Raw genomic sequence first — 12,492 nt, forward strand, 5'->3', positions numbered from 1 at the left:
CTCCCCTTATGAAATTGTTAGCTTCGCGCTACGAGAAGTCGTTCTATATTGAAGCGTTGACCGAAAGCCATAACGTTATATCCAACTCCTTCCTGACCCTGGACATTGAGGGCGCGTGCGACTCCGCATTAATGCAGCAGGCCATGCACCATGTATTCAGCCACCCTGAATTCCATGTGCGCTACGAGCTGCAGGGTGAACATCTGTATAAATTCGCCAATCGCCAAGAGTACACCATACCGCTCATTGACTTAACCACACAGCGTGATCCCGAATCAGCGTTCCAACAATTACTGACGACCTATTACAGTGAAAAGCTAACCTTCGGAGATTCCCTGCTCTTTAAGGCCTGCCTCTGCCAAATCGCACCGGCCCATCACCGGGCGATTATCATGGTTCACCATATTTGCCTGGACGGTACGGGCTTCCAGCGATTTTTCGACGAGTTAACCCAGAGCTATGGCCGGCTGCGCCGGGGCGAGACGCTGGCCCCCATCGCCGCCCCGTTAGCCCAGGAGCAGGCGCCGCCGCTGTCCGACGCCCTGCAGCAGGAGGCATTGGCATTCTGGACCCGCGCCCTCGACGGGCAGCCCGTGCGCACCGACTTTAACCACGCCATTAACTCAGAGCAGCGCCGCGCCTGCACAGAGAAATGCGCGTTGGGCACCGAGCTCAGCCAGCGGGTCAAGGCCTACTGCCGACGCAGCGGACTAACGCCAAATCTGTTCTTCAAAGGACTATATGCCCTTCTCGTCGGCCGCATGGCAAATCAGCGCATGATTGCCATCAGCTCGCCAATGGACAGGCGCAGCAAGGCGATGCGGCGACAGCTCGGCTGCTTCGTCAATACCCGTCTGGATCTCTTCGACCTGCGCAGCATCGCCACGCTCAGCGCCTATTGGGCGCAGATCAGGCAGTTTAATAAGGCGACCAAGCCGTACGCCGAGCTGCCCTATGCCCAGCTGGTGCACGCCCTGCAGAAGCAGAGCCCGGATCCCGGAGCAATGCTCAGCAACGTTGTTTTTGGCAGCACCGTGGGGATTGGCGAAACCTATCCGCTGGATGCGCAGTGCCGCATCGCCCAGGACTACCGCTTTATCGATCTCAACGCCGATCTGCAGCTCCTGTTCTGTGAGTCCAGCCAGCACAGCTTCAATTTCCGCTTCGACTATCTGCAAGGCTTTCAGCCGTGCGGCCTGTTCACCGGCTTCCTGGCGCGTTTCCAGCGCTTGATCGAATGGGCGCTAGCGCAGGATGACGGTGAGATGGCGCAGATGCCCTTTCTCGGGCGCGCGGAGCTGGACAGACTGACGCAGCTGAATCAGCGGCGCCAGCCCTACCCGGATGACAGCCTGGCGCAACGGGTCCACCGCTGGGTACAGGAGACACCCGCGGCGACGGCGCTGATCGATAGTGAGCATAATCAGGCGATCGGCTACGCGCAGCTGCATGAGCGGGTCTCGGCTATCGCCCACTACCTCTCGACGCTGACCCCGGCGGATCACCGCGGGCAGGGCTGCGTCGTCATTAACCTGACGAGCCTGGTGGATACCGTCGTCGCGATCCTGGCGACGCAATACTGCGGCCTCGCCTTTACCTGTGTCGATGCCAGCGCCCCGATGGCCAGAAAGCAGCTGATCATGGAGCAGCTCTCGCCGTTACTCCTGATCGGCGACGCGATCCCCGGCGCGCAGGCGAGCCACACCCACCATCTCGCCGCGCTGGAACACATCCCACCGGCGCCCGGTCGATATCTACCGCACGCCGGCGCCGCCGAGCAGATCAGCCAGTATATCTTTACCTCCGGCACCACCGGCCAGCCCAAGGCGGTCGCGCTGACGCACCGCGCCTTGGTCAGTACCCTGTATCAGAATGACGCGATCCCGGTGGGAGAGCGCCTGCTCTATTCCGCCAATGAGGCCTTCGACGCGGCGTCCCTACAGCTCTGGCTCGCCTTGCTGCATGGGCGGACGTTGGTGATCCCCCAGCGGGGCGATATCGCCAACCCACACGCCATGACCCGGCTGCTGCTGCAGCATCAGATAGACCACCTCTTTCTGACCACCGGGCTGTTTGAAACCTACATGGCCTCCGCCAAGCGCGAGATCTTCGGCCAGCTGGAGATCCTGTGCTTTGGGGGCGACAGCGTCTCGCAGCAGGCGGTAGCGCAGGGACTCGAATGCAATATCCGACATCTGATCAACCTGTATGGCCCGACCGAGACCAGCATCTATGTTACCGCCCACCGCTGCGGCCCCCGGGATCTGGCGGCGGGGGTCATCCCCATCGGTAAGCCCCGGCCGAACGCCCAAACCTGGATTGTCGACGATCGCGATAACCTGTTAGGCATCGGCATGGTCGGCCATATCATCGTCAGCGGCGACGGGCTGGCGCAGGGCTATCTGGGGCAGCCGCAGCATGAGGCGTTCTCGTCTATCCGGCTCGCCGATGCGACGGGCGAATCCACGCGCCGGATCTACCGTACCGGCGACTATGGCTACTGGCGGGAAGATGGCGAGCTGGTCTTCTGCGGGCGGCGCGACCACCAAGTCAAGCTGCGGGGCTACCGCATCGAGCTGGGTGAGATCCGCCAGGCGCTGGAGCAGATCGACGGGGTGACGATGGCCATCGCGGTGCTCAGCCGCAAGGGCCAGCACAAACGGCTGCTGGGTTACTACCAGGCGGCGCAGCCGCTGGACAATCAGTACCTCTGCCAGCAGCTGCAGCAGCGTCTGCCGAGCTATATGGTTCCCGCGCAGCTGATTTATCTGGAGCAGCTCCCGCTCAACCGCAATGGGAAACTGGATCGCCAGGCCCTGCCCGAGCCGGAGCTCATCGTCGAGCAGGATGACAGCCTGACGCCGCTACAGCAGGCGCTGCTCGCCCAGGCCGCCAGCGTTTTATCACTGCCCTCCCTGACTCTCGGTGACGACTTCGTCGCGCAGGGCGGAGACTCCATCTCTGCCATCCTGTTCTCGGTCGGGTTAGAGGAGCAAGGGATCCGACTCTCCACCGCCGATATTATGAAATATCGCTGCTTTGCCGATATGGCCCGCCAGGCCTCATGGGTCGCCAGCGCTCAAACCTGCCTCGGCAAACAGACGGGGGATGTCGCGCTGCTTCCCGCCCAACGCTGGTTCTTCGCGCAGGCGTTCGACGCGCCGGCGCACTTTAACCAGGCGATAACCCTGAGGCTACCCGCGCCGGTGGATGATGCGCGCCTGGCGTCGGCGCTTGAGCTGCTGACCCGCTATCACGACAGCTTCTGGCTGCGCTTTACGCCGGACGGACGGCAATTTTTTGCCGACCCCGGGGCGGCCCACGTCACCCTGGCGACCCTTGACGCCGTCGGCTGGTCGCAGGTCGAGCGGCAGGCCGCGGAGATGAACGCCGCATTCCAACTGCGGCATGGCCCCTTACTCCAGGCACTGCGCTTCACCCTGGCGGACGATGGTGCGACCTATCTCTATCTTTGCGCCCATCATCTGATTGTGGACGGCGTATCCTGGCGCCGTATCGCCGCGGATCTGCAGAGCTACTATGAACAGGGGGCGGCATTCACCCCCGCCCCCTACTCGAACACCCAGTGCTACCGCAGCCAGTGGGAGACATTCCAGCCTGGCGCTCAAGAGGTCGATTATTGGCTACGCCATGCCGACGCCATCGCCGCCTGCCGTACCGGCGCCGCCGATAGCCGGCTCCAGCGCCGCCAGATCAGCCTGACGCCGCAGCAGACTCAGGCGCTGCTCGGCCAGGCCAACCACCCCTATGGCACCCAGATCAATGAGCTGTTAATCAGCGCGCTGTATCGCCTCTTGCACCATCCCGAGCACGGTCTGGGGCTCCTGCTGGAGGGACATGGTCGTAAAGCGTTCGGCGACACGATCCGCAGCGAGGCGACGGTTGGCTGGTTTACCAGCATCTTCCCCCTCCACCTTCCGCCGCACGCCGGCGGCTGGGATTCGCTGATCAAGCAAACCAAGCAGACGCTGCGCACCCTCCCCGACAAGGGGGAGAACTACCTGCACATCGCCTATCACCATCCAGATCCGGGCGTTCAGCAGTCGCTGCAGGCGATGCTACAGCTCCCCGTCAGCTTCAACTTCCTGGGCCGCTTCGGCCACGGCGGCGAGGGAGAATGGGCGATCGAGCATCACTTTAACCACCATCTGGTGGCCGCATCGAATAAGCCGCTGCGCGATCTGGATATCAATGCCTGGATTAGCGCAGATCGGCTCTATATCGACGTTGAGATGGCCGGCGTAGAGGTCGCCGGGATGACCTTAGCGCAGCTCTGCGAGCGCTTTGGCCAGATTGTAGACCAACTGCTGACGCACTGCTGCGCCCCCCGCTGCCGCGGAGGACTGGTGCCCTGCGATCTGGAGGACGTGGCCTTGGATCAGGCGACCATCGCGCGCTTAGAGCATCAGGTCGGCCCGCTGGATACGATCTACCCCGCCACCGACTTTCAACGCGAGCTGCTCTATTTTAACCGTGCCAACCCCGACTATCAGATAGATCAGCTCGTTTTCCAGCTGGAGGGCGCGCTGGATCGGCAGGCCTTTGCCGACGCCTGGCGCCGCGTGCTGGCCCGCTACGACATGCTGCGGGCCGGGTTTAGCGACAGCGTCGATCCGGGGCAGCCGCTGGCGCTGATAGCGCGCCAGGTGCCGCTGCCGCTGCACATCATGAATTGGGAGGGGCAGGACAGCGAGCGTCTCCTGCAGCAGTGCATCATCGAGGAGCGGCAGCGCCCGTTCGACTGGAGCAAACCGCCGCTCCTGCGCCTGGCGCTGGCCCGGCTGAGCGATCGGCGCCATCTGCTGCTGTTCACCTTCCATCATGTGCTGTTCGATGGCTGGTCCATGCAGATCTTCCTGCGCGAAATCAGGCAGGACTATGAGCGCCTCACGCGCGGGGAGCGCATCCCCCTGCCGCCGAGCAGCTTTGCCGCCTTTCCGCGCTGGTTGGCCGCGCAGGATACACGGGCCGCCGCCGACTTCTGGGGCGCCTATCTGGCCGATGCCCCGATGAATATGCGCATTCCCGCCGACGTCTGCGACGACGGCGGCCATGCCCTGCGCGTTCAGTCGGTCAAGTGCCGCCTGGAGGAGCAGCACGGCGCGCCGCTGCAGGCCTTTGCGCGCCGGTACGGCCTGACGCTGAACCAGCTCTGCCAGTTAGCCTGGGCCATTACGCTGGCAAAATATACCCACAGCCGCGATATCGTGTTCGGCACAACCTTGACCCGGCGCCCGGTGGAGATTAGCCGGGTTACCGACCTGGTCGGGCTGTTTGTCGCCACCCCGCCGCTTCGGGTCAAACTCACGGAAAGCCTGGACGCAGTGGCACAGCAGCTGATCGACGCCGCCGAGCCGCGCACAGAGCATGCCTTCCACGATCTGAACCGCTATGACGAACGCTGGCGCCCCACCGCCCCCTTTGGCACCCTGTTTGTGTTTGAGAACTACCCGGAGCAGAAAAGCCAGGAGCACGACCTGGTGCAGTACCACCATCGGGGCACCGTCAGCGGCAGTAACCACCAGATCGTGCTGTGTCAGTTTCCCGCCGACAGCATGCCGTTCAGCCTGTTCTATGACAGCGCAGAGCTCTCTGCCGCGTTAGCCGAACGCATTGCGCATGACTATCGCACCACCCTGCAGCTGCTGCCCGCCAGCCAGCAGCTAAGCGATCTGTTGCCTCGCGCATAACCCTCCGCCCACGGGATACCGCTTATCCCGTGGGCCCCACCGTTGTTCCCCCGCCCCTCCGCCCGTACGAATAAACGCGCAGCAGCATGTATCCCCGCTACCAATGCCGGCCAAACCGGTCATCCGGACGCCCACCGCCGCTCAGCCGGTAAACGCCCCTTCCGTTTTAGGCACCGCGCCGCGACCTGAGGCTGCAGCGATGCAAACGGCGGCCTGACGCGCCATACCCCATGATGGGACCTCTCTCGTATGTATCGAGAGGATGAGGGAATGAGGGAATGAGGGGATAATATATTGACGCCCGGCGAGAATCGGCCAGCGGGTCAGGGCTCGCGGCCTGGAATAACCCCGAGCAGTAATAAACTGACAGGAATCAATAGTATTATATCTTCCTGTCAGTTTGGTTCTAACATGACAACCTACCTCAATTACGCTTATTCAAAGGGGAATATCTCCGCCTGCGGCGAGAATACGGTCCCCCAGCTTTTTATCAGCTGGCTTTTGAAGTTGTCCGGGAACAAGAGTTTAAAGGTTTTAAACCCCTCCAGATCGAGCTGCACAAATATCGTGCAGCGCTCTGATCCGACCGTAGGAATCTGGACATCTGTTGAGATACCAACAGAAACCTGGCTGCTATCGATGGTGTGGGTCTCGCCCTGCTGATCGATATAGACCACCTGAATCCTGGCTACGTATCCTCCGCCATTGTAAAATCGATAGGTGACGACCGGATCTAAACCAACGTCATCCATCGCTTCAACGAGAATGTGTTCCGCTATTTTATCTTTGTGTCCAGATTGACTGTATATTCTGTAGATATCGCCGGCGAAGTCCTCCAACTTCATATTTTTACTAAACACTTTAGTTCTTAAATCATAAAACAAATCATATGCTCTACTGAGTGCCACCCGAATCGTCAGCGTTTCTGATAACTTTTTCACAAGTTGATGAAAGAAGTATCGAATAAATCCACCTTTTTGATAGCGATTCATATTGGATGTGATTTGTTCTACTCGCGTTGTTGACTTTGGCGTGTCATTCTCAGGGTGATCCAATGAACGAATCTTATCTGAGCCAAAGCTTGGGTATACATACCCAGTCCCAATAGACCAATCGATTTCGTCAAAGCTATTTACATTTTGATTAACAAAGAAGCATGCAAATATATCACACCAGGCCTCAGCAAATGCAGCGGGGAAGTTTTCTTCCGCGAATAAGCCTTGATAATTTATCGCATGCCCAACCTCATGATAAATAATACTTCTATCGGTTAGTGTTTTGAGTGAAAAGGTATCTTTTCCGACTCTTACTGAGATCCTCCTCTCTTTTTCCTCCCAGCTTGTCGCTGCGATTTGATATATTGACGTATCCTTGTCAAGCAACAGCGTAATTAATCCATCAAAAAGCCGGCTACCATAATAATTAAGGTATTTATCCAGGATCTCAGTGGCATATGTAAATGCCTCGCCAAATGGCTCGCGGATACCGTTGATACTGCCTTCCACGATCTTGGCATCCTTTTCATCGTCGATGTGATACTCGGGAAGATAAGGCTCGCCTGCGCCCGGGTTGTGAATTCGCCCCTCAATATAATTATTCAGGGCAAAGAACACTTTATTCTCTGCAAAATAGTCAACGCTCGCCGCCAGTTCAACGGCAGGCTGAGATAAAGCACCGCCGATCGTTTTTGCCGTAATCCTTTTGAAATTACTGTCAGATGGCTTTTTCATAATGACCTCGTCTTTTGGTTGGTGACAATAACAAATATAACCAAGCAAATTAAACAATCATGCAACAAAGTCGGCTGATCCGAGGCGCTGGCAATTTTTAGGACGATTTCTATTTTGTTTAAAAATATTTCAGTGACCTGGATAAATAAATATTCCCAGGCCGCGTAAATTAATTCTATGCGTACACTAACAACTTGTTTCGGCGATATATTTAATCCTGGGGCGCTACGGATTTTCCTCTCTGAACGGCGTGGCCTTGAGTCAGACGGCCAGGGCGTCAGGTCGACTCACTAGGCAGCCTCTCCTCCGCCCGCGATCACCTACGCACGCGGCGCTCTTTTTTGGCCGCACTCTTCCCGGCGCTCAGAGAGCTCTGCGCGTTTCTCGCTGGGACGCTCGCCGGCGCAGCGCGCCTTCACCGCGTCGGCCCATCGACCCCGCGCTAACAGTAAATCAAGGTGACGATCGCCTCATCATCGGCCTGAAACTGCCCGAGGAAGCAGCGACCGGCCGGATAGTCCGGCGCCAGCGGCGTCAGCAGGGTAAGCTGAAAGGTCTGCTGGCGCCAGTCGATGGCCGTCAGCTGGGCGTCATGAAAGTCAAACCACCGATTGACCTCGGGGTACAGGGCCTTAAAGAGACTCTCTTTGGCCGAAAAGATCAGCGTGATGAGCCGACTGAAATCCGGTGCGCGAGCGCGCAGATCCGCCAGCTCGTGCGAAGAGGCGATCGCCGGCTGAACGGTGCGCGCGCGCGACGGCGCAAGCCAGGCTTCGACGTCGATCCCCACGCCGCCGCGGCGGGAGGTCGGGTGCGCGGCACACAGCGCCATCCCGGCTGAGTGGCTAATCGAACCGGCAATCCCCGGCGGCCACTGCGGGGCGTGATCCGAACCGCGGGCAATCACGCCATCGCGCACCCCGAGCACCGCCATCACCTGGCGGGCGACCCAGCGTCCCGCAATAAACTCGGCCTGCCGCTTCGGCGCAGCATGCCGGAGCGGCGGCGGTAGCACAATCCCTTGATATTCACCCTCATCGCGATAGCGGCTGAGCGAGAAGCGGCAGGCGCCTATCCAACCGGGATAACCGGGGAAGGCGAGCCAGGTAACGCCCTGAATAAAACCCGCATCCCCCCTCTGCGCCGCCCCATCGCGGGACAGTCGGGGCGCAATACTTTTGGCGGAAGAGTGCATAAAAACCTCATAATGGCTAGGACACCATGGATATCGGCGCTCTATTGTAGCAGCGGAGTGCGCTCTCTCTCACGCTCTGTGACCCCTTCCTATATCAGTAAACGAGCAAAACCGCCCCATCCCGGCGCTAAATGGTGAAGGCCCATCGCCCGCCGGTGTTCATATGATGCGCCGCCCATAGGCGTCCGGCCTGCGGTGCTGTAGATACTGACGGCTGTAAAGGCTGAATGAGAACATTAACTTGAAATCATCCAATAAGGGAACTTGACGGATCAGCGCATCGCCCTCTTCAGCTCCGTTTTTTCATCTATGCCCGAGGCCTCCTCGATCAGGCAATAACGCTGCAGAGATCGCACCGGCGAGCGAGCCGGAAACATACGCTCGAGAATAGAAAAGCGTTCCATGCTGGCCCGCCGCTCGAACTCGGGTCAACAACGGTACCCGCCATCAACATATGGCAACGGATCGCGGGAAAATGACGCCATCCGGCATCCCGGGACAGCAGCCCCTTAAGCACGCGGCGCACCAAAGGCCCGCGTCTAACGAGCTGGGCTACGTCGCTTATTGAAAGGATGAAAAAGGCGTCACCGGAAAACGGTCGCGGCTTATGAAAGAGATCCCTACTGGTGTTATATTTTTAAGGGCCACCGGTGTGGTAGCCCTTAGTCACATGCTTTTACTTAAAGCTAAAGCTGGCTCCTGCGCCGACAACAGCATACTTACCGGTTAAGGAAACACCACCTTTAATCGCAACGCCAGTCTCAAAGTATTTAGATGCACCAACGGCAAAGGCATTTTGGTTATCGTAATAGCCATATCCGATACCAAGAGAGAGCCCACCATCCATTGGGGTAGGAATATTAGCCATGGCGGCTACACCCGCAATACCTCTAGATGATACCTTTCTATTTTCTGCAGTCACTCTCTCTAAGTCGTTAATGCGATTATTCGCCATACCCTGCCACTCTTGTAAATAATCCATCCTTCCTGAAAGATTCTGTACAACCTTAGCGTTGGAAGTATTAACCGTGTTGTTTAACTCCTCCAGCTGCTGACGATGAACCTCCAGCGTCACGCCGGTGATCTGATCAAACTGCTGCTGCCGATCAAGACGCCCTTTTGCCGCGGCGATCTCTGTGTTCGCCGCGCTAAGCCCCTCATGATTTTGCTGAATGGCGGCACCGGCCGCCCCTAGGTTGGCATTAGCCGCGGCGATCTCGGCTTGATGGGCGGCCAGCCGCTGACGGTTCGCCTCCAGCGTCACGCCGGTGACCTGATCAAACTGCTGCTGCCGATCAAGACGCCCTTTTGCCGCGGCGATCTCTGTGTTCGCCGCGCTAAGCCCCTCATGATTTTGCTGAATGGCGGCACCGGCCGCCCCTAGATTGGCATTGATGGGCTGAATAACATTATTTGCAATTCCCGTAATAGAAGCAGATATTACCTCCGGCGTTACTTTTAAACCACCGACAATATTATTGACAATGGTTGCAATATCAGTAGATAAATCATTTGTTACCGGCAAAGCGCCTTCATCTGCAGCAATCGATATGAATGGAACACCTATAATACTTAATATTAATACTTTAGAAACAGAGCGCATTTATAACCCCTTGTTTTAATTATAGATCCGTTATAGATATACACAGGATATGGTTTTGTGATATTATTCGATAAATAAATAATATTAACCACAGGGGATTATATTAAGTAATGTTTTGACAATATTAATACCATTGGGGTTGCTATATTTGAAATGGCGACCTTCATATTTTCAACTGATAAGCGTCGAGCGCCAGCGGAATTTTACCGATGGGAGCAACCATGCCGAGTTATATTTCAAGATGGGGCGGTTAAATTAATTTACAATAATATGCGTTTAATCAATAGAACCGTCGTGGTGAAAGGGCCCCGAGGCGAGGGTATAGCTGACGCATACCACGCGTGAATCACCTCACCGTTCAGCCAGAAAGTGATGACGCCGCGGTTGACGGGCGCGTTGTTGTCGCTGCGCCAGTGGGCGATCCCGAAGCTCTGCGTTGCCGCGAGACGACCTGTGCTGCAGGATGATGCGTGATCTGATTTCCCCAACTCAGCCAACGTTCACGTTATTCCACCAAGCGATACGATGACAGAATGCGGGGGAGCGGCCTACTGACCCGCGGTCACCGCCGAGTAGTTCGCGATAAGCTGCTTCAGGTGCTGCTCTGTCTGGCTTTTTTGCGTAGCCGGGATCATCTCTGGGCTTTCCCGCATACTCATCTGCCGCAGCTGCTCTTCGACAGGCACTGTTTGGCTAAATGCCTGGATAGCAGCAAACAGCTGTGATTTCAGCTCGCTGACAGTAATATACTTTCCTTTTTGCCCATCCAGGGCATGTAGCTGTGTCGTCAGCGCCTGCAGCTTGCGCATCCCCTCATGCCAGCCGTTCATTGCATCCGCGGACAGCGCTGATGCGCGTATCTGCTGCTGCCGCTGTTGTATCAGGGCGAGAGTCTCCTCCGGCCACAGCGTCTGAGCCTGTTCTGCCAGCTTTCTGCCGTAGGTGATATTCCAGTCAGGAGGTAATTTATCCAGCAGGGCAAGCTGCTGCTGAGCTTGGGCGATAAAACGCTTTGGCAACGCAGTTTGCTGACGCAATACATCCAGCTGCGCAGGCGTGAGCATTGTGGGTAACGGAGCCAGCGATACAGCAAACTGAGTCTGTAGCGGGTCTGGCCGGTAAATATACTGCCAGCCCCATACCGCGGCGGCGCTGATCACCAGCATGGTACACATCCCGGCGGCAAAGGATTTCCACTTTTTTACCGGGGTGGGTACTGCCGCAAGGACTTCCACATTCGCCTGGTGTCCCGGCGGCGCGACGTATACCCACTTCACCGCGCTGTCTGGCGCGCTATTCTCTTCAGGAGGCGGAGCTGTCAGGGCCCCCGCTGACGTTCGCGCGCCATTCATTACGCTGGCGGGCAACACGATACCAGACAGCATGTTCGGCCCGGTGCCGGCTGTATCATTGCTGTTTTCCAGCCGGACAGCACGGCTGTGTATCAGGGTTCGCAACGTATCAAGCTGACTCAGATGCCTAAGCTCCAGGCGCTGCAACACCGCCTCCAGACCGGTAAGCAGTTGCTCCGCCCGATACCACTGACTGAGCTCACCGTCATTCAGCGGGAGCAAGCGTATCTGTTGCTGAAGACGCTGACTCAGGCCGCTGAGGATTTCCACGCGGGCATGAACAGGATGCGGCCAAAGTACGCCCCACTGCTGACTTATCAGCGCCTCCAGTATCGCCAGGCCTTCATTGAGGCCGAATAATCCGGCACGCTGCATACGGGCCAGCGTGTACCAGGCGCCGGTCTGTAACTCCACACCGTTCTGCTCAAACAGTGAGAGACAGCGCGTTTCGACATATCGCCAGTTCACCTCCGGGCGCGCCGGATGGGTCAGTCTGCTGATTTCATCACACAGGGCGGCGTAGTCCGGTAGCGTACGCGGATCGCCACCCGTTTTGAACGTTTTATATCTGGTCATCCTGTCGCTCCTGCTGGTCTATGTCAGTAAAGCTATCTCCGATAGTTCTCGATGATCATGCCATCTCTTTCCCGTACGGGGGGCACCATCTCAGGAGCTCATGGCATGAACGTCAACATCAAACGGCGCGGCGGCGCCCCATGAGCGCCAGCCATCGGGTCAGTCCGAGGATGGCGCCTTTTCACCGGCAGCGCCGTAACGGGTACCGTCCGTTTCTCCATATTCAGTCCGGTATCCACCAGCCACGCCGCCATCCGCTTATGCAGCGACTCCCTTCTCAGACGCAGCATGGCGATATCCGCCGATGCCTATCGTCAGACGAGGC

General features: G+C 57.8%; 6 protein-coding genes. 1 reads left to right on the top strand and 5 read right to left on the bottom strand.

Annotation, left to right across the window (positions count from 1 at the left end; all coding sequences use genetic code 11):
* Positions 1-8: 8 nt before the first annotated feature.
* Positions 9-5,711, top strand: coding sequence for a condensation domain-containing protein (locus ETEE_RS18330; protein ID WP_034164851.1), 5,703 nt, complete (start codon positions 9-11; stop codon positions 5,709-5,711).
* A gap of 434 nt (positions 5,712-6,145) precedes the next feature.
* On the opposite strand, the gene ETEE_RS18335 is transcribed toward ETEE_RS18330, so the two are convergent.
* From ETEE_RS18335 to ETEE_RS22120, 5 genes are all read right to left on the bottom strand, one after another.
* Positions 6,146-7,441 carry a M4 family metallopeptidase gene (locus ETEE_RS18335; RefSeq protein ID WP_034164850.1) on the bottom strand — a complete coding sequence of 432 codons (1,296 nt, stop codon included), beginning with the start codon at positions 7,439-7,441 and terminating at the stop codon, positions 6,146-6,148.
* A 442-nt stretch (positions 7,442-7,883) separates the two neighbouring features.
* Positions 7,884-8,636: a 4'-phosphopantetheinyl transferase family protein gene (locus tag ETEE_RS18340; RefSeq protein WP_225865078.1), complete on the bottom strand. Its 753-nt coding sequence runs from the start codon at positions 8,634-8,636 to the stop codon at positions 7,884-7,886.
* Between the two features lie 676 nt (positions 8,637-9,312).
* The gene (locus ETEE_RS18345; protein ID WP_038631647.1) at positions 9,313-10,239 is read right to left on the bottom strand and encodes a YadA C-terminal domain-containing protein; all 927 of its coding nucleotides are present in this window, start codon (positions 10,237-10,239) and stop codon (positions 9,313-9,315) included.
* Positions 10,240-10,787: 548 nt separating this feature from the next.
* Positions 10,788-12,167, bottom strand: coding sequence for a VasL domain-containing protein (locus ETEE_RS18350; RefSeq protein ID WP_034165889.1), 1,380 nt, complete (start codon positions 12,165-12,167; stop codon positions 10,788-10,790).
* Positions 12,168-12,265: 98 nt separating this feature from the next.
* Positions 12,266-12,457: a hypothetical protein gene (locus tag ETEE_RS22120; RefSeq protein ID WP_034165888.1), complete on the bottom strand. Its 192-nt coding sequence runs from the start codon at positions 12,455-12,457 to the stop codon at positions 12,266-12,268.
* Positions 12,458-12,492: the final 35 nt, after the last annotated feature.

This window comes from Edwardsiella anguillarum ET080813 (assembly GCF_000264765.2).
GTDB lineage: Bacteria > Pseudomonadota > Gammaproteobacteria > Enterobacterales > Enterobacteriaceae > Edwardsiella > Edwardsiella anguillarum.

Coding starts and splice junctions, on each gene's coding strand:
- ETEE_RS18335 (WP_034164850.1), bottom strand. CDS start 7,441: ATGAAAAAGCCATCTGACAGTAATTTCAAAAGGATTACGGCAAAAACG.
- ETEE_RS18340 (WP_225865078.1), bottom strand. CDS start 8,636: ATGCACTCTTCCGCCAAAAGTATTGCGCCCCGACTGTCCCGCGATGGG.
- ETEE_RS18330 (WP_034164851.1), top strand. CDS start 9: ATGAAATTGTTAGCTTCGCGCTACGAGAAGTCGTTCTATATTGAAGCG.
- ETEE_RS18350 (WP_034165889.1), bottom strand. CDS start 12,167: ATGACCAGATATAAAACGTTCAAAACGGGTGGCGATCCGCGTACGCTA.
- ETEE_RS18345 (WP_038631647.1), bottom strand. CDS start 10,239: ATGCGCTCTGTTTCTAAAGTATTAATATTAAGTATTATAGGTGTTCCA.
- ETEE_RS22120 (WP_034165888.1), bottom strand. CDS start 12,457: ATGCTGCGTCTGAGAAGGGAGTCGCTGCATAAGCGGATGGCGGCGTGG.